Origin of the sequence: Amycolatopsis acidiphila (assembly GCF_021391495.1) — a bacterium.
Taxonomy (GTDB): domain Bacteria; phylum Actinomycetota; class Actinomycetes; order Mycobacteriales; family Pseudonocardiaceae; genus Amycolatopsis_E; species Amycolatopsis_E acidiphila.
The window spans coordinates 8,106,091-8,132,002 of the sequence record NZ_CP090063.1; the positions used below are offsets into that span (position 1 = coordinate 8,106,091).

General features: G+C 70.6%; 24 protein-coding genes. 14 read left to right on the forward strand and 10 right to left on the reverse strand.

Annotated elements, in window-relative coordinates:
• Positions 1-20 precede the first annotated feature (20 nt).
• Entirely contained in the window at positions 21-920 is a 900-nt protein-coding gene (locus LWP59_RS39910; protein WP_373299417.1) for an SDR family NAD(P)-dependent oxidoreductase, read from the reverse strand.
• A gap of 223 nt (positions 921-1,143) precedes the next feature.
• Here LWP59_RS39910 and LWP59_RS39915 point away from each other — a divergent pair, with 223 nt between their 5' ends.
• From LWP59_RS39915 to trmB, 4 genes are all read left to right on the forward strand, one after another.
• Positions 1,144-2,085: an ABC transporter ATP-binding protein gene (locus LWP59_RS39915; RefSeq protein ID WP_144641847.1), complete on the forward strand. Its 942-nt coding sequence runs from the start codon at positions 1,144-1,146 to the stop codon at positions 2,083-2,085.
• Between the two features lie 14 nt (positions 2,086-2,099).
• Positions 2,100-2,870 (forward strand): ABC transporter permease, encoded by a 771-nt coding sequence (locus LWP59_RS39920; RefSeq protein ID WP_144641846.1) that lies wholly within the window; start codon positions 2,100-2,102, stop codon positions 2,868-2,870.
• A 291-nt stretch (positions 2,871-3,161) separates the two neighbouring features.
• Positions 3,162-3,737 carry a hypothetical protein gene (locus LWP59_RS39925; protein ID WP_144641845.1) on the forward strand — a complete coding sequence of 192 codons (576 nt, stop codon included), beginning with the start codon at positions 3,162-3,164 and terminating at the stop codon, positions 3,735-3,737.
• Positions 3,738-3,843: 106 nt separating this feature from the next.
• Entirely contained in the window at positions 3,844-4,548 is a 705-nt protein-coding gene (gene trmB, locus LWP59_RS39930; RefSeq protein WP_144641844.1) for a tRNA (guanosine(46)-N7)-methyltransferase TrmB, read from the forward strand.
• 46 nt (positions 4,549-4,594) lie between these two features.
• Here the strand turns inward: trmB and LWP59_RS39935 are convergent, their stop codons facing one another.
• Both LWP59_RS39935 and LWP59_RS39940 read right to left on the reverse strand, forming a co-directional pair.
• Positions 4,595-6,808: an FtsX-like permease family protein gene (locus tag LWP59_RS39935; protein ID WP_144641843.1), complete on the reverse strand. Its 2,214-nt coding sequence runs from the start codon at positions 6,806-6,808 to the stop codon at positions 4,595-4,597.
• Positions 6,805-7,506, reverse strand: a complete 702-nt coding sequence (locus tag LWP59_RS39940; protein WP_144641842.1) for an ABC transporter ATP-binding protein — start codon at positions 7,504-7,506, stop codon at positions 6,805-6,807. Before LWP59_RS39940 ends, LWP59_RS39935 begins: the two co-directional genes overlap by 4 nt.
• A gap of 108 nt (positions 7,507-7,614) precedes the next feature.
• On the opposite strand from LWP59_RS39940, the gene LWP59_RS39945 reads away from it, so the two are divergent.
• The 3 genes from LWP59_RS39945 to LWP59_RS39955 all read left to right on the forward strand — a co-directional run bounded on the left by LWP59_RS39945 (position 7,615) and on the right by LWP59_RS39955 (position 11,338).
• Positions 7,615-9,321: a sensor histidine kinase gene (locus LWP59_RS39945; protein ID WP_144641841.1), complete on the forward strand. Its 1,707-nt coding sequence runs from the start codon at positions 7,615-7,617 to the stop codon at positions 9,319-9,321.
• On the forward strand, positions 9,318-9,968 hold the full coding sequence (locus tag LWP59_RS39950) for a response regulator (RefSeq protein WP_144641840.1): 651 nt from the start codon (positions 9,318-9,320) through the stop codon (positions 9,966-9,968). Before LWP59_RS39945 ends, LWP59_RS39950 begins: the two co-directional genes overlap by 4 nt.
• A gap of 65 nt (positions 9,969-10,033) precedes the next feature.
• Positions 10,034-11,338 carry an amidohydrolase family protein gene (locus LWP59_RS39955; RefSeq protein ID WP_144641839.1) on the forward strand — a complete coding sequence of 435 codons (1,305 nt, stop codon included), beginning with the start codon at positions 10,034-10,036 and terminating at the stop codon, positions 11,336-11,338.
• A 28-nt stretch (positions 11,339-11,366) separates the two neighbouring features.
• On the opposite strand, the gene LWP59_RS39960 is transcribed toward LWP59_RS39955, so the two are convergent.
• On the reverse strand, positions 11,367-12,056 hold the full coding sequence (locus LWP59_RS39960; RefSeq protein ID WP_144641838.1) for an SDR family oxidoreductase: 690 nt from the start codon (positions 12,054-12,056) through the stop codon (positions 11,367-11,369).
• A 55-nt stretch (positions 12,057-12,111) separates the two neighbouring features.
• On the opposite strand from LWP59_RS39960, the gene LWP59_RS39965 reads away from it, so the two are divergent.
• Positions 12,112-13,440 (forward strand): MFS transporter, encoded by a 1,329-nt coding sequence (locus tag LWP59_RS39965; RefSeq protein WP_144641837.1) that lies wholly within the window; start codon positions 12,112-12,114, stop codon positions 13,438-13,440.
• On the opposite strand, the gene LWP59_RS39970 is transcribed toward LWP59_RS39965, so the two are convergent.
• Positions 13,437-14,654, reverse strand: a complete 1,218-nt coding sequence (locus LWP59_RS39970; RefSeq protein ID WP_144641836.1) for an MFS transporter — start codon at positions 14,652-14,654, stop codon at positions 13,437-13,439. The two genes, LWP59_RS39965 and LWP59_RS39970, sit on opposite strands and share 4 nt — an antisense overlap.
• Positions 14,644-15,096, reverse strand: coding sequence for a MarR family winged helix-turn-helix transcriptional regulator (locus LWP59_RS39975; protein ID WP_373299416.1), 453 nt, complete (start codon positions 15,094-15,096; stop codon positions 14,644-14,646). The genes LWP59_RS39970 and LWP59_RS39975 overlap by 11 nt, the downstream gene beginning before the upstream one ends.
• 64 nt (positions 15,097-15,160) lie before the next feature.
• On the opposite strand from LWP59_RS39975, the gene LWP59_RS39980 reads away from it, so the two are divergent.
• Positions 15,161-15,796: an HAD family hydrolase gene (locus LWP59_RS39980; RefSeq protein WP_144641834.1), complete on the forward strand. Its 636-nt coding sequence runs from the start codon at positions 15,161-15,163 to the stop codon at positions 15,794-15,796.
• On the opposite strand, the gene LWP59_RS39985 is transcribed toward LWP59_RS39980, so the two are convergent.
• From LWP59_RS39985 to LWP59_RS39995, 3 genes are all read right to left on the reverse strand, one after another.
• Positions 15,793-16,443, reverse strand: coding sequence for a TetR/AcrR family transcriptional regulator (locus LWP59_RS39985; protein ID WP_144641833.1), 651 nt, complete (start codon positions 16,441-16,443; stop codon positions 15,793-15,795). The genes LWP59_RS39980 and LWP59_RS39985 overlap by 4 nt on opposite strands.
• Before the next feature lie 160 nt (positions 16,444-16,603).
• Positions 16,604-17,695, reverse strand: coding sequence for an inositol-3-phosphate synthase (locus LWP59_RS39990; RefSeq protein WP_144641832.1), 1,092 nt, complete (start codon positions 17,693-17,695; stop codon positions 16,604-16,606).
• Positions 17,696-17,755: 60 nt separating this feature from the next.
• Positions 17,756-18,340: a PadR family transcriptional regulator gene (locus tag LWP59_RS39995; protein ID WP_144641831.1), complete on the reverse strand. Its 585-nt coding sequence runs from the start codon at positions 18,338-18,340 to the stop codon at positions 17,756-17,758.
• 236 nt (positions 18,341-18,576) lie between these two features.
• On the opposite strand from LWP59_RS39995, the gene LWP59_RS40000 reads away from it, so the two are divergent.
• The 3 genes from LWP59_RS40000 (at position 18,577) to LWP59_RS40010 (ending at position 23,246) form a co-directional block, all read left to right on the forward strand.
• Positions 18,577-18,975 (forward strand): DUF5318 family protein, encoded by a 399-nt coding sequence (locus tag LWP59_RS40000; protein ID WP_144641830.1) that lies wholly within the window; start codon positions 18,577-18,579, stop codon positions 18,973-18,975.
• Between the two features lie 63 nt (positions 18,976-19,038).
• Positions 19,039-21,633, forward strand: coding sequence for a transglycosylase domain-containing protein (locus LWP59_RS40005; protein WP_144641829.1), 2,595 nt, complete (start codon positions 19,039-19,041; stop codon positions 21,631-21,633).
• Positions 21,634-21,701: 68 nt separating this feature from the next.
• On the forward strand, positions 21,702-23,246 hold the full coding sequence (locus tag LWP59_RS40010; RefSeq protein ID WP_229857365.1) for a glycosyltransferase family 87 protein: 1,545 nt from the start codon (positions 21,702-21,704) through the stop codon (positions 23,244-23,246).
• A gap of 7 nt (positions 23,247-23,253) precedes the next feature.
• Here the strand turns inward: LWP59_RS40010 and LWP59_RS40015 are convergent, their stop codons facing one another.
• A complete protein-coding gene (locus LWP59_RS40015; RefSeq protein WP_144641827.1) occupies positions 23,254-24,027 on the reverse strand; it encodes a deoxyribonuclease IV in 774 nt (257 codons plus the stop codon).
• Between the two features lie 116 nt (positions 24,028-24,143).
• Between LWP59_RS40015 and LWP59_RS40020 the strand changes: the two genes are divergently transcribed.
• A complete protein-coding gene (locus LWP59_RS40020) occupies positions 24,144-24,902 on the forward strand; it encodes a hypothetical protein (RefSeq protein WP_144641826.1) in 759 nt (252 codons plus the stop codon).
• A gap of 80 nt (positions 24,903-24,982) precedes the next feature.
• Positions 24,983-25,849, forward strand: coding sequence for a hypothetical protein (locus LWP59_RS40025; protein WP_144641825.1), 867 nt, complete (start codon positions 24,983-24,985; stop codon positions 25,847-25,849).
• Positions 25,850-25,912 lie beyond the last annotated feature (63 nt).

Sequence of the window (25,912 nt, forward strand, 5' to 3'; positions counted from 1 at the left end):
GCTCGCCGAGCCGGTGCCCCTCAGCGGAACAGGGAGGCGGCCACCGTCGCCGGGTCCACGCCTGTCTCGCGGACCTCGGTGAGCCATCGGCCGAAGTCCGGCTGGGTGCCGTCCGTGTCGGTGAAGCCGTAGGTGTGCATCAACGTCCATGACGCGAGCGTCCGGCCCGCGAACCGGGAAACGTCGGGATCGCTCGCCAAAGCGGCGACGCCGCGGGCGAGATAAGTAGGAGTTTCCGAAACCGCGAAATCGACCGGCGCAATTTGACCCACCGCATCGCGCCAATCGCCCTCCGTCACTCCGAAGATCTCGAGCATCATTTCCGACCGCAGAAATCCCGGTGTCACCGCCAGCCCGGTGGCGCCGAATTCCGCGAGCTCCACCCCGAGCGCCCGGCCGATGGCGCGAATACTGCTTTTCGACACGTGATATCCGATGGTCGGCCCCACGTATGCGTCGTTGTCCCCGTCGGTCACCTCGAGCACCAGGCCGCCGGGCTCGGCCAGCACCAGCGGCAGCAGCCGGTGCAACGCGATCAGATGCGAGTCCACCCCGTTGTGCACCATCGACAGCGCCTTGTCGAGATCGGCCTCCCAGTACGGCACCTCCCACTCGATGAACCTGTCCCCGCCCCAGACGTCGTCGACCAGGACGTGCACCGGACCGCCGATCGCGTCGCGCAGGGCGTCCACATCGGACACCGACGTGAAGTCGCAGCGCACGGGTATCCCGTGGCCACCCGCCGCGTCCACCAGCTCCGCGGTCTCCTCGATGGTCTCCGGCCGCCCCATCGGCGAAACCGACTCCCGCGTCGTACGCCCCGCGGCGTACACCGTCGCGCCGAGCCGGCCCAGCTCGACCGCGATCGCCCTGCCACATCCCCTGGTCGCACCCGTGACGACTGCGACCTTTCCCGCCAGTGTGTCGGTCATGGCCGGACCGTACCGGGCACCCCCGACAAAACCGGCCCGAAAGCTCAGGGGCGACTCAGGGTCATTCCCGATCGCGCCCGACCCCGGGCCACGGGAGGCTACTACCGAAGTCGGGTGGAAGTTAGACCTCCAGGATGACGCGCTCGCACCGCCCGATCGGAAAAGATGAGCACCGAGGGGCAATCGAAGACCTGACCACAGGGGAGCAGTCATGATCGAGGCAGTTGGCCTCACCAAGCGATACGGCAGGACACTGGCGGTGAACAACCTCTCGTTCAGTGTCGAATCCGGCCAGGTCACCGGTTTTCTCGGGCCGAACGGAGCCGGGAAATCCACCACAATGCGAATGATTCTCGGGCTCGACAATCCGACTTCCGGTCAGGTGCGCATCGGGGGAAAGCGCTACCACGACCTGAAGCAGCCGCTGCGCACCGTCGGCGCCCTGCTCGACGCGAAGTGGGTGCACCCGAACCGGTCCGCGCGCGCCCACCTGGCGTGGATGGCCAGGTCGAACAAGCTGCCCGCCCGCCGCGTCGACGAGGTGCTCGACACGGTCGGTCTCAGCAGCGTCGCCGGCAAGCGCGCCGGGGGCTTCTCGCTGGGCATGTCGCAGCGGCTCGGCATCGCCGCCGCCCTGCTGGGCGACCCGGAGGTGCTGCTGTTCGACGAGCCGGTGAACGGCCTGGACCCGGAGGGCATCCTCTGGATCCGCAAGTTCATGCACCGGCTGGCCGACGAGGGCCGCACGGTGTTCGTCTCCAGCCACCTGCTCTCGGAGATGGCGCTGACCGCGTCCAACCTCATCGTGATCGGCAAGGGGGAGCTGATCTCGCAGAGCACGACGAAGGAGTTCGTGGCCCGCGCCGCGGAGAACACCGTCAAGGTGCGCAGCCCGCAGCTCGACCGGGTCCGCGCCCTCGTGCAGCAGGCGGGCGGCACGGTCACCGAGTCCGACGACGGTCTGCTCGTCTCCGGCATGGAGAGCGACAAGATCGGCGAGCTGGCCGCGGAGAACCGCCTGGTACTGCACGAGCTGAGCCCGCAGACGGGTTCGCTGGAGCAGGCGTTCATGCAGATCACCGGCGATGCCGTCGAGTACCACACCGGCCTGGAGGCCGAAGCACAGCAGGTGCTCGAGGCGAGCGCCAAGTAGGGGAGACGAAAACCATGACGCTGCTCGCAGTGGAACGCATCAAACTGTTCACCACGCGCTCGCCCTGGTGGTGCGCGCTCGTCACGCTCGTGCTGACCATCGGCTTCTCGGCGCTGGTCGTGGGCAACTCCAACGACGGCGAGTTCGCCGCCACGGTCGCCTCGACGCAGTTCGGCTACAGCTTCGGGATGGCCGTGATCATGGTGCTGGCCGCGCTGGCCGTCACCACCGAGTACCGCTTCGGTACGATCCGCGCCACCTTCCAGGCGATCCCGCACCGCACCTCGGCGCTGCTGGCCAAGACCACCGTCGTCGCGGTGCTGGCGCTGGTCATCGGTGAGCTGAGCGCCTTCGGCTCCTGGGGCGTCGCCAACCTGCTCAAGCCGAACGCGGACCTCGCGCTCAACAGCGGGGCGGACTGGATCAACGTGGCCGGGGTCGGCGTCGTCTACGCGCTGGCCGCCGTCATTGCGGTCGCCGTCGGCATCCTGATCCGGCACAGCGCGGGTGCCATCGCGCTGCTGCTGATCTACGCACTGGCCGTGGAGAGCCTGATCCGGCTGATCCCGAGCGTCGGCGAGGACATCTTCAAGTGGCTGCCGTTCAACGTCGCGGAGAAGTTCCTGACCGGGGACGGCGCGTCGAACATGGGCCGCAACGCCGCTGCCGGGGCGCCGCTGTCGACGGCGACGCTGAGCCAGGGCTGGGCGCTGGCGTACTTCGCGGCCTTCGCGGTCGTCCTGCTGATCGGCGCGATCACCGCCGCGAACCGGCGGGACGCGTAGGACCCACCACAGGGGAACCCCGGCAACGAGCGCGAAATTCGGGGCGCGCCGAGCCGGACAAGGGGGAAGAAGGAAAAGGCCCGGGCCACCATTCGGGGGGTGGCCCGGGCCTTCCCACGTCCGGTGCACGGACGAAATGCACGTGCGTTCGATTAATCTTCGGTGACTGTTGGCCTATCTAGGTTAATTGCCCGTAAATGATCTGTGCTTGGCCTCACAGGGGGCAGACATCCCCGGTTCTGACCAGGGAATATGGAGTCACCACGTCAGGAAACCCGATGGAGGTGACCCTTGACGGTGGACATCGGACGAGAAATCGGTATCCCCGTTCCCGCGCCGCGCAGTGCCGCGCATCAGCCTTTGCTCGAACCCCTGGACGGCCTTCAGTGGTCGCAGGCGATCGAGCTGCCGCGGGACGCCGCGATGGCGACCAGACCCGCGGAGATCCGCCGAGCCTGGATCCACCGCGCCCCGGAGAGCGAGGTCCTGAGCCTGTTCCGCGCGGTGACGGCGAGCGGTGAGCCGATCCCGTCCCCCTGGTGGTTGCGCGCGCTGGCCGACGGGCGGCTGCAGTCGCGTGCCGACGGGTTCCGCGTCGAGGACCGGACAGCGCAGCTGCTGTCGCGCCGGCCGGGCTGGGAGTACGTGCCGTGGGCCGCCGACGGCGAGTCGGGGTACTGGGAGTTCATGCCGTCCGAGCGTGGCCGGTCGGGCCACCGGATCCCGACCACCTTGCTCAACACCAGCAGGCACTCGGGCTGGCTCGACGTGCTGCCCGCGCACAGCGGGACCACTCCGGAGCCGATCGCGGTCGCCGGCCTCGCCGGGCTGCGCTCGCGACTGGGGGAGTTCGAGGCAGTGCGCTAGGCCGGTTTCCGAAGCGGCGAAGCCGGTTTCTCCACCCGGGCGGCCGGCACCGCCGCTCGCACCGCCCCGCAAGCTGGGTTCAGACATCCCCGGCTAGTTTGGGCGGGTGGAGAGCGAGCACCAACCGCGGCTGCGCAGTGTTGTCAGCTACGTGCAGCGCGGGGGCCGGATGACTGTCGGCCAGCAGCGTGCGTGGGAGCACAACTGGCCGGACCTCGGCCGCAAGGTGGCCGGGCTGCCGCCGGGGCCCGTCGACTTCGCGGAGTGGTTCGGCCGCTCCGCGCCCGTGCTGCTGGAGATCGGCTCCGGCATGGGCGAGACGACAGCGCAGCTCGCCGCCGCCGAGCCGGAGGTCAACTACGTCGCCGTCGAGGTGTACGAGGCGGGGCTGGGCCAGCTGATGCTCCGTGCCGAGAAGCTCGCGCTGGAGAACCTCCGGCTGCTGCACGGCGACGCCGTGGTCCTGCTGACCCGGCACATCGGGCCCGAGTCCCTGTCGGGCGTGCGCATCTTCTTCCCCGACCCGTGGCCCAAGAAGCGGCACCACAAGCGGCGGCTGGTGCAGCCCGAGTTCATCTCGCTCGTCGCGTCGCGGCTGGCGCCCGGCGGAATGCTGCACCTGGCCACCGACTGGGCGCACTACGCCGACCAGATGCTCGAGGTGTGCAGCGCGGAACCGCTGCTGCGCAACCGGTTCCCGGACTGGGCCCCGCGCCCGAGCTGGCGCCCGGTGACGAAGTTCGAGCAACGCGCGAACGAGGAAGGCCGGGTCAGCCGTGACCTGATCTTCGAACGGCTGCCCGGCAGCTGAGCCGGGGTGCCGCCCTTCCCCCGACGAAAGGGCGGCACCCGGGAGCTCACTCGTCGGCGAGCGGCTCCGCGCGGACGCGGTTGAGCGCCGGCGTGCACACCGACGCGGCCAGCACGGCGACCCCCAGCCCGAGCACCACCGGCGCGAGCAGCCAGGGGGTCAGCACCGCGGAGACGCCTTCCCGGCCCTCCTGGATCATGCTGAACAAGCCGAGCCCCACGAGCATTCCGACGACGCCGGCGCCGACCGTCGCGGCCAGTGCGGGCAGTGCCGCTTCCGCGCGCAGCGCCCGGGACAACAGCCGGACGGGCGTGCCCGCCGCCATCAGCGCGCCGAAGGTGCGGCGCCGGTCGAGCACCGAGCCCGCGGTCGCGATCGCCGCGCTGCAGCCCGCGAGCACCGCCGCCGCGACCAGGCCGATCACCGTGACCCGTCGCAGGTCGTCCAGCTCCGTCTGCTGACCGGCCAGGTAGACGTCCCGGCTGTAGACGCTCTCCCCGCTGGCGGCCAGCGCCGTCCGCACCGTCTCCGGGTCACTGCCCGTCGTGGACACCGCGACCTTGGCCTGGCCGGGTACGACTCCCGCGGGCAGCGCCGCCGGATCGACGATCGCGTCGACGCTGACGTCGGAGTCGAGCGGCCGCAGGCTCCGCACCTGTGTACCCGCCACGAGCGGCACGCCCGGCTCGTCGTAGTTGCCGCTCACGCGGTACCCGGACAGGTCCCCGAGCCCATACACCGCGGGCGCGGAATCGCAGGTCAGCGCGACGCGCAGCAGCTCGTTCGCCTGCGCGCACGGCACCACGAGGGCCTGCAGCCGCGAGCCGTTCACCGACGACAGCACCACCTCGCCGACCTCGGCCGCCCGCGCCCGCTGGCCGTAGCCGGCGAGCCGGGCGTTCGTCTGCGCGGTGACCTCGCGGGCGCGTTCGGACGAGGTGCTCACCGACAGGACCGGGTCGCGGAAGGTGCCGCCGCCACCGGCCATGCTCTCGAAGCTGGGCATCAGGGTCAGCGCCATCGAGCCGATGAACACCGCGAGCACCACACCGGCCGAGGCGCGGTAGGCGCCCCGCGGGTCGTCCAGCAGCCGCCGCCCGGCCAGCAGCCCGGCCGGCCTGCGCCAGCGCTGCACGAAGATCCGCCCGACGGCGAAGGTGATCCACGGTCCGACGAGCACCGCCGACGCGACCACCAGTAGCAGCCCGAGCAGGACCATCGCCGCGCTGGAGTCGTTCGAGGACACCACGAAGAAGAAGAACGCCCCGGCCACCGGCAGCGCGAGCAGCCGCCACGCGTGCAGCGGTTTCGGCGTGTGCGAGGACGCCGCGCCGATCGGGTTGCCCACCACGCGGCGCAGCCCGAGCACGGCCGCGGCCAGCACGAGCACCGGCATCGCCACGACCAGGAACACCGTCACCCCGGCCGGCAGCCCGAAGTCGCTCGGCAACCAGGTGCCGCCGTCCCACGGCACCAGGGTCGCGAGCGAGTGCAGCAGCGGGCTCACCGCGAGCCCGATCAGGGCGCCCACCACCGCGGCGACCCCCGTCTCCGCCGCGACGATGCCGGTGACCTGACCCGGGGTGGCGCCCGCGAGCCGCAGCGCCGCGAGCCGTCGTTCCCGGCGCGCGGCGGTCAGCCGCGACGAGGAGGCGACCAGCACCAGGCTCGGCACGATCAGCACCACGACGCCGACCCCGGCCAGCAGCTCCAGCAGCGGATCCACCTCCGCGTTGGCCGCGGGCTGGAAGCCCGCCACCTGGTAGGAGCCCGCCGGCTGCTGCTCCGGGCTGTGGCCGACGAGCGCGACCAGCTGGTCCGGGTACCTCAGCGCGCGGTCGTCCAGTGTGCCGACGACAGTGCCCTGGAACCGGTCGGCGAGCTGCGAGGCGGGCAGTTCGTGCATGCGCTCGAACAACGCGGGCGACACCAGCACCTGGCCGGCGCCGGGAAAGCTCGGCACGCCCGCGGGCAGCGCGATGGTGTGCGGGTCCACTGTGGACGACACGTCGAGCCGGGTGATCTCCTGGCCCCCGGTGAAGTCCGTGCCCTGCACGATGAGCATCGCCGAGCCGGAGGAGCGGTAGTCGACCTCCTGCCAGATGGACCGTTCCGCCCTGGCCTTCGTCGCGAACGGGAGGCTCACCAGCAGCAGCACCAGCCCGGTCGCGACCGCCACGCCGACGGCCGTGAGGACCGTCGAGGTCCGGGTGCGCCCGTCGACGCGCAGCACCCGGAACGCGAGCTGCACCGGGTTCACGCGACCGCCCCCACGCCGGTCGCGGCGATCCGGCCGTCCCGGATGGTGACGGTCCTCGGCAGTGAGTCGGCCAGCTCGCGGTCGTGCGTCACGATCAGCACCGACGCCCCCGCGTCGGCGGCCGCGACCAGCAGGGCGTCCATGGTCTCCTTGCCGGTGCGGGTGTCCAGCGCCCCGGTCGGCTCGTCCGCGAAGATCACCTTCGGCCGGTGCGTCAGCGCCCGCGCGATCGCGACGCGCTGCGCCTGCCCGCCGGACAGCTCGCCCGGCCTGCTGCCGCCGCGACCGGCGAGGCCGAGCCGGTGCAGCCACTCCCGCGCGGCACCGAGGGCCTGCTTGCGCCCCGTGCCGCCGAGCAGCATCGGCAGCGCGACGTTCTCCTCCGCCGTCAGCTCCGCGACCAGCATCCCCTGCTGGAAGACGAAGCCGAACTCACTGCGGCGCAGCTCGCTGCGCTTCTTCTCGGAGAGCTGGTCGATCCGTTGTCCGCCAAGGAAGATCTCCCCCTCGTCGGAACGCAGGATGCCGCCCAGCACGTGCAGCAGCGACGTTTTGCCCGATCCCGACGGCCCCACGATCGCCACGGCCTCGCCCGGCTGGACGTCGATGTCCACCCCCGCCAGCGCGAACTGCGTGCCGTACCGCTTCACGAGCCCCCGTCCGGACAACACCGCCCGGTCGTTCCACTGTGGATTCATGCCTGCAGGTTCCCAACGCGGCCGGGGCCGCCGGATCGGCCGATCGGCCGATCCGGGGTGGCCGCACGGCCAAGGTGCGCGGGCCCGCGAATCCTCTACCGTTCCGTTGTGCCGTTCTCCGACCGACTACAACCGACCTGGCGCAAGCTGGGCCTCGAAGGCGTCGTCCTGCTCGCGGCACTGCTCTGCGACCTGGTGATCGTCCTGCCCTCCGCGTTCGACAACATCGGCCCGCGGGGGCGGGATCTGCTCCTGCTGCCCGGGATCCTCGCCGTCTCCGCCTGCGCACTGTGGGCCCGCGAGCATCCGGCTCGGGGCGCCTTCGCCGGGGCCGCGGTGCTCGTCGGCTCCACCGCGTTGATCCGGATCACCGACGCCGCCGCGTTCTCGACGCTGCTGACCGACCTGTCGCTGACCGAGACGGTCGCCGGGTTGGAGCTGGTCTACTTCGCGGTCCGCCGGCTGCGCCCGGGAATGGCCGCCGCCGCGACGATCACGCTGGTGGTCGCCGGGCTGTTCGCGGCGACCACGCGGTCGGGCTACTCGATCTCCTCCGGACGCTTCGAGCGGACCATGCTGCTGGGCGCGGTGCTGCTCATCGCGGCGGTGGCGGTCGGCCTGCGGTTCCGGCTCGCGGGCGGGGCGAGGGCGTCGAGCCGGGCGGCCGAGCTGTTGCGCAGCCAGTGGCCCCTGATCGGGGTGCTGTGCCTGCCGTTGTTCCTGGACCTCTACCAGGTGCTGAACGACGGGCCGCGGCTGCTGCCGCTGTGGCTGTGCTCGGCGGCGAGTGCGGCGCTGGCCGTGTTCGCCTCCCGCAAACCGGTCGTGTCAGGTGTGCTGGTCTCGGCCGTGTTCGCCGTTTCGGTGGTCGCGGTCTGGATCGCCCCCAAGTCCTACGACATGCCGTTCGACTCCCTGCCGACGACCGAGATCCTGGCCGGCACGGTGATCGTGGTGTTCCTCGTGCGCTCGGCTCGCCCGGCGCAGGCCTGGCCGGTCATCGCGCTGATGTCGGCCGTCGTCGGCGTGACGACAGCGGTCAACGTCACGTCCGGCCGCGGCCTGTACGACCTGCATTCGCTGTTCATCGCGGCCCTGCTGGTGCTCGGGACCGCGGTCGCGGTCGGGCTGTACTTCCGGGCGCGGGACTCGGAGCGGACGAAGGTGGTCGAGGCCGCGGTCACCGAGGCGCAGACGTCGGAGCGGATGGCGCTGGCGCGCGAGCTGCACGACGTCGTCGCACACCACGTCACCGGGATCGTGGTGCAGGCGCAGGCCGCGAGGATGATGGGCGGCAAGAACCCGGCGCTGGCGATGGACGCGCTCGGCCGGATCGAGGAGGCGGGCACCGAGGCGCTCGTCGCGATGCGGCGGCTGGTGCGCAGCATGCGCAGCAACGCCGCCGCCACCGAGCAGGCGACCACCGATCTGGACGCGGACCTGCGCCGCCTGGCCGAGACGGCGCACCACGGCGTGCCGACCGAGGTGGAGCTGCACCTGACGCCGGACATCCCGCAGGAGGTCGCGCGGTCGGCGTTGCGGCTGGTGCAGGAGTCGCTGACGAACGTCGGCAAGCACGCCGCGGGCGCGACCAGGGTGGCCGTGCTCGCCGAGGTGCTCGACGGCGAGCTGCACGTGCGGGTGAGCGACGACGGGCGCACGGGAGACGAGCGCCCGGCCGGTGGCAGCGGGGGATACGGTCTCGTCGGAATGCGTGAGCGGGTCGAGCTGCTGCACGGACGGCTCACCGCCGGTCCGGCCGGCGGCGGCTGGACCGTGGAAGCGTGGCTGCCGCTTGAAGGGGAGACCGAATGATCCGGGTGCTCATCGCCGACGACCAGAGCATGGTGCGCACCGGGTTCCAGATGATCCTGGAGAGCCAGGAAGACATCGAGGTGGTCGCGGACGTCGCGGACGGGGTGGCCGCCGTGACGAAGGCGCGCGAGCTGCGGCCCGACGTGTGCCTGCTCGACATCCGCATGCCGGGGCTCGACGGGCTCGAGGTGACTCGCCGGCTGGCCGGTCCCGATGTCGCCGACCCGTTCAAGGTGGTCGTGGTCACGACCTTCGACCTCGACGAGTACGTGCACACGGCGTTGCGCAACGGCGCGAGCGGCTTCCTGCTCAAGGACGCCGGGCCGGCGCTGCTGATCGAGGCCGTGCGCGCGGCCGACCGGGGCGACGCGCTGGTGTCCCCGCAGATCACCGTCCGGCTGCTCAAGCACTTCGACGGCGGCGGCGCCCGGCGCGCCGTCGACCCGCCGAAGGAGCCGCTGACCGCACGCGAGCTCGACGTCGTGCGCGCGGCGGCACGGGGGCTGACCAACACCGAGATCGGCGGAGAGCTGTTCCTGTCGCTGTCGACGGTCAAGACCCACCTCGCTGCCGTCCAGGGCAAGATCGGGGCGCGCAACCGGGTCGAGATCGCGGCATGGGCCTGGCGAAGCGGTTTGATGGACTGACAGTCGCGCGAAGCGCGGCCGCTGCGGTGGTGGAGGGGAAGCGGCCGGCCTCCTAAGATCGCCTGATGTCGTCGAGATTCACCGCTCCTGTCGTCCTGCCCTGCGACCCCGCCTGTTCGGTCGTACGAGACGGGGTGGTGGACGTCGACGACGACGGCCGCATCGGGTACTGCGGGCCCGCTGAGGCGGCGCCCATGTCGGCCGCGCCGGTCACCGCGTTGTCCGGGATCCTGTTGCCCGGCCTGGTGAACGCCCACGCGCACAGCCCGATGACGTTGCTGCGCGGGATGGGCGGCGACCTGCCGCTGCTGCGGTGGCTCAACGAGATCATCTGGCCCGCCGAGGCGAAGCTGCGTGCGGAGGACGTGCACGCCGGGATGGTGCTCGGGTCGCTGGAGATGCTGTCCCACGGCGTGACCACCAGCGCGGAGATGTACTTCCACCCCGAGGAGATGGCCGAGGCGGTGCTGACCACCGGGGCGCGGGTGGTGCTCGGCGGCCCGATCATGGACCTGCCCGGCCTGGACTGGCGCGCGATGATCACCGCGACCGGACGCTGGATCGACGCCGACGGCCTGCGCTTCGGGCCCGGCGAGCGGATCGAGCTGTCCTTCGCCGCGCACTCGGCGTACATGCTGCCGCCGGAAGCCCTGCGGCTGACGGCGGAAGCGGCCGCCGCGCGGGGTGCGCTGGTGCAGATCCACGTGGCGGAGGCAGCGGACGAGGACCAGAAGCAACGCGTGGAGTTCGGTTCCGTGCCGCGGCTGCTCGACGAGGTGGGCCTGCTGGACGGGCGGGTACTGGCCGCGCACGCGGTGCATCTGTCCGATGAGGACATCGCGCTGTTCGCGGCGAGGGGGGTCGGGGTGGCGCACTGCCCGGGTTCGAACGGGAAGCTCGCGTCCGGCATCGCCCGGCTGGCCGACCTGCGGGCGGCGGCGATCGCGGTCGGACTGGGCACGGACGGGCCTGCCAGCAACGACGACCTGGACCTGTGGGAGGAGCTGCAGCTCGCCGCGATGCTCGCTCGTTTGTCCACGAAGGACTCGACCGCGCTGGACGCGCCGGCCGCCCTGCTGCTGGCCACCCGTGGCGGCGCGGCGGCGCTCGGCCGGGACGACATCGGGGCGCTCGAGGCGGGCCGGTGGGCGGACATGGTCCACATCGAGACGGACGGCTTCGCCTTCGCGACGGGACTGGCGGTGCCGGACGCGCAGCTGCTGTCGAACCTGGTGTGGGCGGCGGGTTCGCGGCGGGTGCGGGACGTCTGGGTCGCCGGCGAGCAGGTCCTGGCCGACGGCGAGTCCACTCGCACCGACCGGAGGAAGGCGGCCGAGGCGGCGAAGGAATCCGCGGCACGGCTGCGCTAGCGGACGGCAACGGACCGAGCCGGCCTCCCTAGCGGCGGCGGGGGCGGACGATCACGTCCGTCGGGTGGGCGTCCGGGGTGGCGGAGACCGCGCCGAGTACCGCGGCGGCCACCGAGTCCGGGCTGAGGTAGTCGTCCGGGCTGTACGGGATGCCTTCGGCCGCGGTGACCGCCTCCTGCATCTCCGTCGCCGTGCGGCCGGGGAACACCGACGTCACCCGCAGGCCGTTCGGCTCCTCCTCCAGCCGCAGGGTGTCGGCGAACGCGCGAGCCGCGAACTTGCTCGCCGAGTACGCGCCCCAAGCCGCCTTCGTGTTCATGCCCGAGCCCGAGTTGATCACCACGACGTGCCCGCCCGCGGCCCTCAGCGCGGGCAGCAGCAACCGGGTCAGCTCCACCACCGCGAGCACGTTGATCTCGTAGTTCCGCCGCCAGGACGCGCTGTCGGACTGCTCGATGGTGCCCAGCTCGGCCACCCCCGCCGAGTGCACCAGCACGTCGAGCCGGTCGATGCCGGCGACCGCGGTGCCCAGCGAGGCGAGGTCGCCGAGGTCCGCCGGCCAGGCCTGCGCGTCCCGCAGCTCCTCGGCCACCTTCCCGAGCGCGTCGGCGTCACGGCCGCCGAGCAGCAGGCGGTGCGTGGGCGACAGGGCGCGCGCGACGGCGGCGCCGATGCCGCGGGAGGCGCCGGTGACCAGGGCGAGGGGGGTTTTCGACATGCCTACACGGTAATTGGTTCTTGACGAACAGCCGGAGGTGGCCTGAAATGCGTGGATGTCGACGAGGACTGCCACCGCGGGCGATCGCGTGCTCACGAAGGTCGCGGTACGCATCATGCCGTTCCTGGCGCTGCTGTACTTCGTGAACTACCTCGACCGGGTCAACATCGGTTTCGCCGGCCCCAACGGGCTCAACAAGGAGCTCGGGCTCTCCGCCACCGCGTTCGGCTTCGCCTCGGGCATCTTCTTCCTGGGCTACCTGATCCTCGAAGTACCGAGCAACCTCGCGCTGCACCGCTTCGGCGCGCGGCGCTGGCTCGCCCGGATCATGCTCACCTGGGGGATCGTCGCGACCGTGCTGGCCTTCGTGCCGAACGCGACGACGCTGGTCGTCCTGCGGTTCCTGCTCGGCGTCGCCGAAGCCGGGTTCTTCCCCGGCATCATCCTGTACCTGACCTACTGGTTCCCCGCCGCGCAACGGGCCAAGGCGGTCGCGCTGTTCATGGCCGCGATCCCGGTGTCCTCGGCGCTCGGCTCCACCATCTCGAGCCTGCTGATCGTGCACGGGCACGGCATCTTCGGGTTGTCCGGCTGGCGGTTCATGTTCCTGGTCGAGGGCGTCCCGGCGATGCTGCTCGCGTTCGTCACCTGGTTCTACCTCACCGACCGCCCGGAGAAGGCCAAGTGGCTGACCGAGGACGAGCGGCAGTGGCTCGCCGGCGAGCTCGACCGCGAGCACCGCGCCACCGAGTCCGAGTTCCACTGGCCGCTGCGGAAAGCGCTTACACATCCGCGGATCCTGGCGCTGGCCTTCGTGTACTTCGCGATCGCCTACGGGTTGTACGCGCTGGGCTTCTTCCTGCCGACGATCATCGCGGGCTTCGGCGCCGAGTTCGGCACCAAGCTGTCGGTGATCCAGTCCGGCCTCGTGACGGCGGTGCCGTACGTGATCGCCGCATTGGTCATGGTGTTCTGGGCCCGGCACGGCGACCGCACCGGCGAACGCAAGTGGCATGTCGCGCTGCCGATGCTGATCGGCGGCGTCGCGATCCCGATCGCGCTGTACCTGGGCAACCCGTACGCGGCCATGGCCGCGGTGACGATCTGCGCCGTCGGCGTGTGCTGCGCGCTGCCGACGTTCTGGGCGCTGCCGTCCAACTTCCTCGCGGGCGCGGCGGCCGCCGGCGGCATCGCGCTGATCAACTCGCTCGGCAACATCAGCGGGTTCGCCGCGCCCTACATCACCGGCTGGCTACGCGACCTGACCGGCAGCCAGCGCACCGGCCTGTGGGTCGTCGGCGTCTGCATGGTCGCCGGCGCCGTCGTCGCGCTCGCGCTGGGCGCCAGGCCGCGCAAGTCCCTGGCGCCCGACGGAAACCGCTAGAGCTCCTCGCCCACCAGTGCCGACCCCGCGGGTATTTCGCGGGGATCCGCCGTCTTCTCCTTCACCAACAGCAGGCCACCGGCGATCACGCAGAGCACCGCCGCGACGACGAACGGGGCGTGCGGCGAACCGAACCAGCTCGCCACGTGACCGACGAGGGTCGCGGCCGCCGCGCCGCCGAGCCACCGGCAGAAGTTGTAGCCCGCGCTGGCGACCGGCCGCGGCGCGTCGCTGATCGACATCGCGGTGCCGGTGAACAGGGTGTTGAGCAGGCCGGAGATCAGCCCCGAGACGATCACCCCGGCCACCACGACCGGCTTGCTCGGCACGGCGAGCACGACCATCAGCACGGCGTACCCGAGCACCGAAACGGCGGTCGCGTGCCGCTCACCGAGCTTGTGCGCGAGCTTCGGCGCGAGCACGACGCCGGCGACCGCGACGCACAGGCCCCAGCCGCAGAAGATGAGGCCCACCGCGACCGCGCCCCATTCGAGCACGAACGGGGTCCAGGCCAGCACGGTGAAGAACGCGGCCGTGTAGAGCGCAGAGCCGATCGAGGTCCGCAGCAAACCCTTGTGTGCCAGAGCCCGCAACGGGTCGGTCAGCCGGATCCGGGGCCGTTTCTCGTGCGAGTCGCGGGCCAGGAAGATCGAGCACAGGACCAGGGCGGCCGCCATCAGCACCGCGGTGCCGACGAACGGCCCGCGCCACGAGATGCTGCCCAGCAACGCGCCGAGCAGCGGTCCGACCGCCAGGCCGACACCGAGCGCCGCCTCGTAGAGCAGGATCGCGCCTGCCTGACCACCGGTGGCCGCGCCGACGATCACCGACAACGCGGTCGCGATGAAGAAGGCGTTGCCGAGCCCCCACACCGCCCGCAGCGCGACGAGCTGCCCGATCGAGCCCGCGGCCGCGCACAGGGCGGTGGCGAGCACGATCAGCACGAGCCCGGTGAGCACCGTGCGCTTCGGGCCGAACCGGGCGCTCGCGGCGCCGGTGATCAGCATGGCCAGCACCTGCACGCCGAGGTAGGACGAGAACAGCAGGGTGACCTGGGACGCCGTGGCGTGCAGCCCGTCGGCGATGGACAGCAGGATGGGATCGACCAGGCCGATCCCCATGAAGGCGATCACGGCCGCGAAGGCGGTGATCCAGACCTGTTTCGGCTGGCCCTTCAGCGCGTCCAGCAGACTTCCGTGCGCTTTAGTGCTCATCCAGCAACTCCTCCTTCTTCGCTGGATCAATGAGCCGTCTCAGGGCGGGCAGCGCGGCGTCGATGGCCGCGCGCTCGCTCGGGTCCAGAGCGGTGAGCCGCTCACGAAGGAACTCCTCCCGCGCCACGACGACCTCGTCGAGGTACCGCACGCCCGCCTCGGTGGCCGCGACCAGCACCGCGCGCCGGTCGCCGGGATCGGCCGTCCTGGTCACCAGTCCGAGCCGTTCCAGCCGCCGGACCAGGTCGGTCATCGACGGCTGCCGGACGCTCTCGAGCTCGGCGAGGACGCTCATCCGGCGCGGGCCGCCGTTGACCAGCTCGGTCAGCACCGAACCCTGGGCCAGCGTGAGCTGGTGCTGGGGCGTGAGACGGCGGACCATGTAGTACAGGCGAAAGACGAGGGGGCGCAGTTCGTGCGCGAGCTCGTGCACTCCGGACATCACTTAGCTATCCTAAGCAATTTTAGTTAGGATGTCGAAGTAACTCGGCTCACAGGGAGCGGTATTGGACGCGGTGGTTTTCGACCTCGACGGAGTGCTCGTCGACTCCGAACGAACCTGGGACGAGGTGCGGCGCGCGGTCGTCGCCGAGCACGGCGGGCATTGGACGGACGCGGCGACCCGTGCGATGCAGGGGATGAGCACCCCGGAATGGGCGCGGTACCTGGTCGAGGAGCTCGGCGCGCGGCTCACGCCGGAGCGGATCGCGGAGGTCGTGGTCGACGAGATGGCCAAGCGCTACGCGGACGGGCCGCCCGTGCTGCCGGGAGCCGAGGAGACCGTGCGCGCGGTCGCCGAGCGCTACCCGGTGGCGATCGCCAGCTCCTCGCCACCGGTGCTGATCAAGGCGTTCCTCGAGGCCACCGGGCTCACCGGACTCGTGCGGACGGCGGTGTCCAGCGAGCAGGTCGCGGCGGGCAAGCCGGCCCCGGACGTGTACCTGCGGGCGGCGGAGCTGCTCGCCGTCCGGCCGCAGACCTGCGCGGCCGTCGAGGACACCACCAACGGGATGCGCTCGGCGCTCGCCGCGGGGATGGCGGTCTACGCGGTGCCGAACCCGCATTTCCCGCCGGACCCGGCGGTACTCGCCGAGGTCGCTTTCGTGCTGGACGACATCACGGAGCTTCCCTCCCGCCTCTAGAAGCCGCGGTCGGTCGCCCGCAGCCGCCCCGCCAGCCCGGGTTCCGCGCCTGACAACGTTGTCTTCGGCTCGGCGAGCTCGTACATCCGGTACAGCCGGCGGCGGACCTGCTCCACCGGGTACTGCGGGCCGTAGACCACGGCCTTGTAGATGACGCCTTCGAGCACGCTGCGCAGCATGATCTCCTCGACCGCCGGGTCCTCGGCGCCGCGCTGCTCGAACAGCTCGCGCAGGCTGTCCTCCAGGAGGCTCAGCCGCTCGTCCTTGCGGGCCTCGACCTCGGCGAAGATCGGATGGGTCGAGGGCTGCACGACCAGGCTCAGGATCACGCCCTGCACCGGCAGGTTCGACATCATCCCGCCCAGCACCCCGTCGATGATCCCGCCGAGCCGCTCGTCCGGACCGCCCGGTACGTCGATGATCGCCGCGACGCCGTCGAGGTAGGCGTCGAGCAGCTCCTCGACCAGCAGGTGCTTGTTCGGGAAGTAATAGGAGGCCAGTCCGCGGGACACCCCGGCGCGCTGGGTGATCTCGGTGATCGTGGCGCCGTGGTACCCCTTCTCGGCGAACACCTGCAGGGCCGCGGCCAGGATCTTCTGCCGCGCCTGGGTACGCATCTCCTCGTTGGCGCTGGACGATCGGGGCACCGGACTCCTTCACTGACGAAACCGGCGCTCGCCGGCAGACCCCCTCTACTCTGCCTGCCGGTGAGCACCGGAACCCCGGGTTCAGCGTTGACTGTACGTACATCCAGTTGAAAGGGTGACGACTCTCCCCCGGCCGGGGAGGCCAGGGGAGAGTGAGAGGTCAGCGCTCGACGTCGCCGCGGATGAAGGCCTCGACGGAGTCGCGGGCCTGCGAGTCGTTGTACTGCACCGGCGGCGACTTCATGAAGTACGAGGACGCCGACAGCAGCGGGCCGCCGATCCCGCGGTCCAGCGCGATCTTCGCGGCGCGGACGGCGTCGATGATGATGCCGGCCGAGTTGGGGGAGTCCCACACCTCGAGCTTGTACTCCAGGTTGAGCGGGACGTCGCCGAACGCGCGGCCCTCGAGCCGGACGTAGGCCCACTTGCGGTCCTCGAGCCACTGCACGTAGTCCGACGGGCCGACGTGCACGTTCGCCTTGCCCATGTCGCGGTCGACCTGGGAGGTCACGGACTGGGTCTTGGAGACCTTCTTGGACTCCAGGCGCTCGAGCTCCTTCATGTTCTTGAAGTCCATGTTGCCGCCGACGTTGAGCTGCATCGTGCGGTCGAGCTGGACACCCCGGTCCTCGAACAGCTTCGCCAGCACCCGGTGCGTGATCGTGGCGCCGACCTGGGACTTGATGTCGTCGCCGACGATCGGCAGACCCGCGTCGGTGAACTTCTGCGCCCACTCCGGGTTCGAGGCGATGAACACCGGGATCGCGTTGACGAACGCCACGCCCGCGTCGATCGCGCACTGCGCGTAGAACTTCTGCGCCGCGTCCGAGCCCACCGGCAGGTAGGACACCAGCACGCTCGCGCCCGACTCCTTGATCGCGGCGACGACGTCGACCGGCGTCTCGTCGGACTCCTCGATGGTCTCCTGGTAGAACCGGCCGAGCCCGTCGAGGGTGTGGCCACGCTGCACCGGCACGCCCAGCGGCGGCACGTCGGCGATCTTGATCGTGTTGTTCTCGCTGGCCAGGATCGCCTCGGACAGGTCGTGCCCGACCTTCTTCGCGTCCACGTCGAACGCCGCGACGAACTCCACGTCCCGCACGTGATAAGGGCCGAAACGCACATGCATCAGCCCGGGCACCCGCGCGGCCTCGTCAGCGTCCGCGTAGTAGTGCACCCCCTGCACCAGCGATGCCGCGCAGTTGCCGACGCCAACGATGGCCACCTTGACGCGGCCGCTGTTGTCGCCCATGCCGGATTCTCCTTCGGTCGTTTCTTGTTCAGGTCAGTGCTGCTCGTCCGCGGGCGGCCGCTAGTTCTGCGCGCCGCGCTGCTCGGCCTGCTCGTGCGCGATCAGCTCGTTGAGCCAGCGGACTTCGCGCTCGCTGCTCTCCAGGCCCAGCCGGTGCAGCTCGCGGGTGTAGCGGTCGATCTTCTCTTCGGCTCTGGCCATGGCCGCCCGCAAGCCCTCCCGGCGCTCTTCGACGCGCCGGCGACGGCCTTCCAGGATGCGCATGCGGACATCGGCCGGGGTCCTGGAGAAGAACGCCAGGTGCACCCCGAAACCCTCGTCGTCCCAGGTCTGCGGACCGGCGTCGCCGAGCAGCTCGGCGAAGTGCTCCTTGCCCTCGGCGGTGAGCTTGTACACCCTTCGGGCACGCCGGACCCTGGGCCTCGGCTGGGTCTTGGCGACGGTGTTCGTGGTCTTGTCGTGCGCACCGACCTCATCGGCCTCCTCGACGATGAAGCCCGCCCGCTGCAGTCTCCGTAGAGTCGGATACAGCGAGCCGTACGAGAACGTGCGGAACATGCCGAGCGTCTCGTGCAGTCGTTTGCGCAGCACGTACCCGTGCATGGGCGCCTCGTGCAGCAGCCCCAGTACGGCGAACTCCAACACGGTGCACCCCCTCTCGGGCGACAAACGACGACATAGCGTCAACCTAACGCCAGAGTATATCGGGCCGATACATCGAAGTGGCGCAGCTAACGACTCGGAGCATCGGAAGTTCGCCCGGATGGAGTGGTGGAGTTCACCAGAGAGTTATCGAACCGTCGGCGTGTTCCTCCACCTCGCCCAGATCTTTAGACCCAACAGCTCATGGCGGCCCAACATCGGGCACGTACGCTGTCCTCGTGCAGATGCAGCGACACGTCGTGGACTACGGGCTACAGCGCCGGGCGCTGCTGTCCGACTTCCGCGCCGGTCGCCTCGGTAGGAAGGACGTCTGCGACGCAGACCCGTACCTGCTCAGGGCGGCGAAGTTCCACGGCGAGCCGACCGACACCCAGTGTCCGGTCTGCCTTTCGCCTGCGCTGACGCTCGTGTCCTGGGTGTACGGCGACGAGCTCAAGCACGTCGCCGGCTCGGCGAAGACACCGGCCGAGCTCGCCAGGATGGCCGCGCTGTTCGGCGAGTTCACCGTGCACGTGGTGGAGGTCTGCGGGACGTGCCGATGGAACCACCTGGTGCTGTCATACGTCCTGGGCACGGGAACACCGCACGGGACGTCGAAGAGGACCGCCGGGCAGTGACCGAACGAAAACCGTGACCGTGCCAGCGGCGTACCCCGAATCGCCGGTCTGGGAGGCTCCTTCGTGAACGACGAGTACAACCGCTCCTGGCCAGGTCAGGAGCCTGATGAGCCCCGTCCTGCCCCGCGGCAGGGCGGTGGCGCGCCGCGCCGTCCGCAGCCGGGCGGGCCGCAGTGGCCCGGCGAGGGCCAGCAGCCCGGCTGGCCCGCCGGCGGTGACCCCGACGGCGGCCCCACCCAGCGCCGCGTCCCGCCCGCCGGTCGCCCGACGCCGCCTCGTCAGCCAGGAACACCGCCTCCCGGTCCGAACCGCGGCGGCTACCAGCCGCCGCCTCCGCCTTCCGGTCCGCCGAACCGCGAGCCCGGGCTGCTCACGCACAGCCCGCTGGGCGGCGCGGGTGGTTACCCCGAGGACGACTACGACGACTACGACGACGAGCAGGACCGGTTCAACGAGTTCGGCTCGGGCGACGAGTCGTCCGAAGAGGAGCCCACGGTCAAGGACGACAAGGCGGCGCTGACGCCCAAGCAGCGCAAGAAGCGCCGCTGGAAGATCGTCCGCCGCACGTTGTACGTCCTTTTCGGCCTGTTCGTGATCGTGCCCGCGATCGGCTTCACGGTGTCGTACTTCCTGGTCGACGTGCCCACCCCGGAAGAGGTGCTGGCGCAGCAGAGCCAGGTCGTGACGTACTACTACGGCGACAACTCGGTGATGGGCAAGGAGGTCCCGGACACCGGGAACCGCGAGATCCTCAAGCCCGGGCAGATCCCGGAGACCGTCAAGCACGCGGTGTACGCGGCGGAGGACGCCACCTTCGAGACCAACAACGGTTTCGACGTGATCGGTATCGCACGCGCCGCGTACAACAACGTCACCGGCGGCTCCGGCGGTGGCTCCACGATCTCGCAGCAGTACATCAAGAAGGCCACGGAGAACGAGGCGCCGACGCTCACCCGTAAGGCCACGGAGCTGGTCAAGTCGTTCAAGATGAACCAGACCCAGCCCAAGGAAGACATCATCACGGCGTACCTGAACATCGTCTACTTCGGACGAAACGCCTACGGCATCCAGGCCGCCGCGCACGCGTACTTCAACAAGGACGCCGCGCAGCTGAGCCCGTCGGAGGCGGCGCTGCTGGCCGGGCTGATCCAGGGCCCGAGCAAGTCGGAGAACACCGAGTACGCCCAGTGGCGCTGGAACTACGTGATGGACAACATGGTCAAGTACCAGTGGCTGCCCGCCGCCGAACGGCAGGCCGCGCAGTTCCCGACCCCGTTGCCGAAGGACCAGACCAAGCCGCAGGCGATCAAGGGTCCGGAGGCGTTCATCCAGGCCCAGGTCGAGGACGAGCTGGACGCGGCGGGCTACTCCAAGGAGAAGCTGCAGGCAGGCGGCTACAACATCTACACGACCATCGACCCGTCGGCACAGAAGCTGATGGAGGACACCGCGCACAAGTACATGGACGACCAGCCGGCGGTGTTGAAGAACGCGATGGTGGCGGTCGACCCGAAGACCCGCGGGGTGATCGCCTACTACGGCGGGCCGAACGACAAGACCAACGCGGTGGACTGGGGCGGTACGAAACGCAACCCCGGTTCGTCGTTCAAGGCGTTCGACGTGACGGCGTTCTTCAAGATGGGCAAGGGCCTCGGCGAGACGTTCGACGGCACCACGCACCGGCAGTTCGGCACGGTCAACGGAAAACCGCGCTACATCAACAACGCGGGCGCGTCCAACAGCTGTTCGAAGGAGTGCACGGTCGCCGAGGCGATGATGCGCTCGACGAACACCGTGTTCTTCGACCTGGTGGCGAACGTGACCGGGCCGCAGGCGGTCAAGGACGCGGCGAAGGAGGCCGGGGTCACCGGCCTCGACAGCACCGCGGTCGACAACAACATCGCGCTCGGCGGTGGTACGACCGAGGTCACGCCGCTGGACATGGCCTCGGGATACGCCACGTTCGCCGACGACGGAATCGCGATGCAGCGGCACTTCGTGTCGAAGGTGACCGACCCGGGCGGCAACGTCGTGTTCCAGACGCCGAGCAACCCGGCGCCGGCGTTCGCGGACAACAACGCGGACAAGAGCAAGCAGATCGCGGGCAACGTGACGATGGCGCTGAAGCCGGTCATCGACTTCTCGAAGCTGAAGTGTCCGCCGAACCACGAGTGCGCGGGCAAGACCGGTACCCAGCAGTACGACGCGAGCGGCCCGAACGCCAGCGGCAACTCGAACGACAACTCGCAGGTGTGGATGGTGGGCTACACCCCGTCCATCGCGGTCTCGTCGTGGGTCGGCACCGGTGGCAACCAGCCGCTGAAGGACAAGAACGGCAAAGCGGTCGGCAGTGGTGGTCTCCCCGCCCAGATGTGGCAGGAGTTCATGAACAACTACCTGAAGGACAAGCCGGCGGAGAAGTTCTCGACGGTGCAGCCGATCGGCAAGGCCGCGACGGCGTCCGGCGACGAGTCGACGACGACGAAGCAGACGACGACCACCACGACGACCACGCAGTCGAGCACGACGACACAGCCGACCACGACCACGGAGTCGCCGAGTTCGAGTTCGCGTACCCGGCCGAGCATCCCGACGGGGATCATCCCGACGGGCCCGGGCCGCAACGGCTTCGGCGGCACGACGGTGCCCACGGGCTGAGGACAGCACCCGGCCGGATGAGACTGCCTTCAGCCGGAACCAACCCGGCTGCCCGTAACATCGCGCGGGTGTCCAGCCCGACCGACCAAGCAGCCGAGCCCGTGCCGTCGTCACTGAGCCAGGGGCAGCGGATCGCGCCGACGCTCACCGAGCCGTTCGTCGCGGCCGCGAGCAGACCGGTCGGCGGGCCGCTGGGCGAGCACGCGGCGGTGGGCAGGCACTGGTTCTGGTCCCCGCAGCGGGTCGGCCTGGCGATGGCGACGCTCGCGCTGCTGCTGTGCTGGTTCGGCAAGGCCAGCTGCATCCAGCAGTACACCGACGACAACGGGCAGAACCAGCTCGACTGGCGGGCGGGCCGCCCGTACGTGGCGATGTGCTACTCCGACATCGTCCCGCTCTACACCGCGGAACGGCTCGACCAGCCGGGCACCTTCCCGTACCGGACGAGCTGGGTCGACAACGAGGGCACGCCGAACGCGCACCTGCGGTACATGGAGTACCCGGTGCTCACCGGCCTGTTCCAGTGGGTCGACGCCAAGCTGACCGCGGGCTGGGTGTCGATCTCGAACGCGGGCTGGCTGCCGGGTGCGCTCCCGGTGGCGGTCTACTTCAACATCACCGCGTTCTGGCTCGCGGTCGCCTGGCTGGTCACGGTCTGGGCGGTCGGCCGCACCGCCAACCGCAGACCGTGGGACATGGTGCTCGCGGCGATCTCCCCACTGGTGCTGGTGCACGCCTTCACCAACTTCGACACGCTCGCGACCGCGTTCGCCGCGACCGGCCTGCTGGCCTGGGCACGGCGAAAACCCGTGCTGGCCGGGGTGTTGCTCGGGCTCGGCGCGGCGGCGAAGCTCTACCCGCTGTTCCTGCTCGGGCCACTGCTCGTGTTGTGCCTGCGGGCGGGCAAGTTCCGCTACTGGGCCCGCACGGCCGGCGCGACGGTCGTCGTGTGGCTCGCGGTGAACCTGCCGGTCGCGTTCACGCTGAACGCGGGCTGGCGCGAGTTCTTCCGCCTCAACACCGAACGCGGGATGGACCCGGACTCCGTCTACAACGTCATCTCCTACTTCACCGGCTGGGCGGGCTTCGACGGTCCACTCCAGCCCGGGCAGACCCCGACGTGGCTCAACATCGTCAGCGGTGCGCTGTTCCTGATCTGCTGTGCGGGGATCGCGTACGTCGGTTTCGCGGCGCCCGTCCGGCCGCGACTGGCACAGCTGTGCTTCCTCGTGGTGGCGGCCTTCCTGGTGACGAACAAGGTGTGGAGCCCGCAGTACTCGCTGTGGCTGGTGCCGCTCGCGGTGCTCGCGATCCCGCGCTGGCGCCTGCTGCTCGGCTGGATGCTGCTCGACGCGCTCGTCTGGGCGCCGCGGATGTTCTACTACCTCGGCGTGGACCACAAGGGACTGCCGGAGGACTGGTTCCTCAGCTTCGTCGTGGTGCGCGACCTGGCGGTGGTCGGGCTGTGCGTGCTGGTGATCCGCGAGATCTACCGCCCGGCGCTGGACAAGGTCCGCCTCTCCGGCGACGACGACCCCGCGGGCGGGGTGCTCGACGGCGCCCCCGACGTCTTCGCGATCAAGTCCCGGAACAGGTCGCTCGCGGTGCAGTGAGCGGCGCTCAGCCGAGCGCTTCCCGCAGGTAGGCGATGTCGTCGGCCTGGCCGTCGGACGGCGTCTCGACGATGACGGGCGCCTGGGCCTCCTTCGCGACCGCGACCAGCACCTCGGGGTCGATCGTGCCGCCGCCGTGCACGACGTTCGCGTGCCGGTCGCGGGTGGAGCCGAACTCGTCGCGCGAGTTGTTCAGGTGCACGAGGTCGATCCGGCCGGTGATGGCCTTGACCTTCGCGACGATGCCGTCGAGCTCCCAGCCCGCGGCGAACGCGTGACAGGTGTCCAGGCAGAACCCGGCGCCGAGGTCGCCGACCACGTCCCACAGCCGGGCGAGCATGTCCAGGTGCCGGGCCATCGCCCCGTCGCCGCCGGCGGTGTTCTCGATCAGGATCGGCACGCCGAACCCGCCCTCTTCGGCCTGGCGCTCGAACAGCTTGCCCCAGTTCAGCAGGCCCTGTTCGGGATCCTCCTCCTTGCGCACGTGCCCGCCGTGCACGATGAGCCCCTTCGCGCCGATCTCGCCCGCCGCCGCCGCGTGCTGCGCCACCGCCTTGCGCGAGGGGATGCGGATCCGGTTGTTCATCGACGCCACGTTCACCACGTACGGCGAATGGATGAAGACCGCGACCCCGGCGGCCTCGATCTCGGCCGCGGACGGCGTGGGCACCGGCTTCTTCCAGCCCTGCGGATCGGCCAGGAAGAACTGCACGACCTCGGCGGCGCGCTCCTGGGCGGCGGACAACGGGTCGTCATCGCGGACATGGGCACCGATCTGCATTCGGCGAGACTACAGCCGGAAACGACCGGGGTTAACGGCCACGCGTTAGGCCGGATGCAGTAGCGTGAACGCGGTCCGTTGGCGAGCGTGACACGCCGGAACCGGAGGGGGAAAACATGGGGAAGTTCGGCAGCAGAGTCCTCGCGCTCGGCTTCCTCATGGCCGCCTCGGCGGGTGTGGCACTGCCCGCCACCGCCCACGCGGACCCCGATCCCGTTCTTTCCGGCGACTGCGCGAGCACCCTCGGCGCGGACGGCGGCAAGGCACTGACGATCGACGCGGGCGCCGCGGTCGACAAGCCGGGCGCACTGGCGGTCGGCACCGGCTCGGATTCCGCGAACGACCCGGCCGCGCACCTCGACGTCGCCGATGCGGCGAAGGCGCTGCACGTCAACAGCGTCCCCGGCACGGACGCCGTGCGAGTCCTCTGCGCCGACGCGCAGGGCGCGGTGAACAACCTGTCTGCCACCACGCAGACCCTCCTCGGCGGTGAGCCGGCGCCGGCCACGCCGCCCACCGGGCCCTCGCAGCCACCGACCACACCGGCACAGCCCGTGCCCGAGGCGCCCGACGGCCCGGACAGCTCGCCGGACCTCGGCGGCGTGCAGTTCCTGTCATTCCCGCTCGACGCGACCTCGCCGCTGTCGGTGTCGGACCTCTCGTCGCTCATCCCGCCGGTCTCGCTTCCCCCGGCCGCCGAGGGCGTCACCCCGCCCACCGGCACCACCCCCGCCGGCCAGGACTCCGGCAGCGCGCAGGCACTGCCCGCGTCGTCGGTCACCCCGGCCAGGCTGCCGCTGCTGCTCGCGGCGATCGCACTGGCCCTGGCCGGTGCCGCGCTGGCGCACACCTGGCTGCGTCGCAGGCCGCTCTGAAAATTCGCCGCCGTGCGCCCGTCACTCCGCTGGGTTACCGTCGTTATCTCAGTGAGTGATGTCGTCACTGGAGGGCACGGATGCAGGGTCGAACGCGCAAGGTCGCGGCGGTCGGGGCGGCCGCCTTCGTACTGGCCGGATCGGCGGTTCTGGCCACTCCCGGCACGGCGGGCGCGGCGGAGACCATCACCGCGAAATGCGGCGACACGGTGACCGCGCACCCCGGCGACACGATCAAGAGCCCGCTCGGCCTGCAGACGGTGACCGACGGTCTCACCTCGATCGTCGGCGGGCTGCTGTCCGGGCTGTGCAAGATCACGGTCAACGTCGTGGACACCGTGGTCGCGCCCGTCCCCGTGGTCGGCCCGCCGGCCGCCGGTGCCATCGACAAGACGGTCGCGGGCGCCACGAACGGCACGACCTCGGCGATCCAGGGGGCCGCCGGCAGGCCGGCCGGCGGCAACCAGCAGCCGGCGCAGCAGAACCCGCCGAGCGGCGGGTCCGCCCAGTCCGGTCCCGGCAGCAGCCCGGGCAACCAGGGCGCGAACCTGGGAAACCTGATCCCCGGTTCCAGCAGCCCGGTCCTCGGCGGCGGCGACCCGGGGATGTTCAGCCTGCTGCCCTTCGGCTCCACCGGTTACGCGCCGATGCGCGACTACAGCAACATCCCCTACGCGCTGGCCGGGCTGTTCGCCCCGTCGCCCGGCGTCCGCTACGGCGGGCAGATCCCGGGTTACGCGCCGGAGGTCGGCGCACTCGGCGACGACGGATCGAGCCAGCAGGGCAAGGGCGTGCAGAACGCCGGTCAGGCCGAGGCCCTGCCCAGCGACGGCGGCACCGGGCTGCCCGGTGACGTCGGGCTGCCGATGCTGATCGCGGTGCTGGCGCTCTCCGGTGTCAGCGCGGCTCTGGTACGCACCTGGGTTCTCCGGGGAGGTTCGGCATAGGACAGCGGTGCGAAGCGTCTCCCGTGCGGCGGGGGCGGGAAAGCGGCTGGCCTAGTATCTTCG

Excerpts from the sequence above, each read along its gene's own strand:
- LWP59_RS39915 (WP_144641847.1), top strand. The coding sequence starts at position 1,144 with ATGATCGAGGCAGTTGGCCTCACCAAGCGATACGGCAGGACACTGGCG.
- LWP59_RS39920 (WP_144641846.1), top strand. The coding sequence starts at position 2,100 with ATGACGCTGCTCGCAGTGGAACGCATCAAACTGTTCACCACGCGCTCG.
- LWP59_RS39940 (WP_144641842.1), bottom strand. The coding sequence starts at position 7,506 with ATGAATCCACAGTGGAACGACCGGGCGGTGTTGTCCGGACGGGGGCTC.
- LWP59_RS39950 (WP_144641840.1), top strand. The coding sequence starts at position 9,318 with ATGATCCGGGTGCTCATCGCCGACGACCAGAGCATGGTGCGCACCGGG.
- LWP59_RS39955 (WP_144641839.1), top strand. The coding sequence starts at position 10,034 with ATGTCGTCGAGATTCACCGCTCCTGTCGTCCTGCCCTGCGACCCCGCC.
- LWP59_RS39960 (WP_144641838.1), bottom strand. The coding sequence starts at position 12,056 with ATGTCGAAAACCCCCCTCGCCCTGGTCACCGGCGCCTCCCGCGGCATC.
- LWP59_RS39965 (WP_144641837.1), top strand. The coding sequence starts at position 12,112 with ATGTCGACGAGGACTGCCACCGCGGGCGATCGCGTGCTCACGAAGGTC.
- LWP59_RS39970 (WP_144641836.1), bottom strand. The coding sequence starts at position 14,654 with ATGAGCACTAAAGCGCACGGAAGTCTGCTGGACGCGCTGAAGGGCCAG.
- LWP59_RS39975 (WP_373299416.1), bottom strand. The coding sequence starts at position 15,096 with ATGTCCGGAGTGCACGAGCTCGCGCACGAACTGCGCCCCCTCGTCTTT.
- LWP59_RS39990 (WP_144641832.1), bottom strand. The coding sequence starts at position 17,695 with ATGGGCGACAACAGCGGCCGCGTCAAGGTGGCCATCGTTGGCGTCGGC.
- LWP59_RS40015 (WP_144641827.1), bottom strand. The coding sequence starts at position 24,027 with ATGCAGATCGGTGCCCATGTCCGCGATGACGACCCGTTGTCCGCCGCC.
- LWP59_RS40020 (WP_144641826.1), top strand. The coding sequence starts at position 24,144 with ATGGGGAAGTTCGGCAGCAGAGTCCTCGCGCTCGGCTTCCTCATGGCC.
- LWP59_RS40025 (WP_144641825.1), top strand. The coding sequence starts at position 24,983 with ATGCAGGGTCGAACGCGCAAGGTCGCGGCGGTCGGGGCGGCCGCCTTC.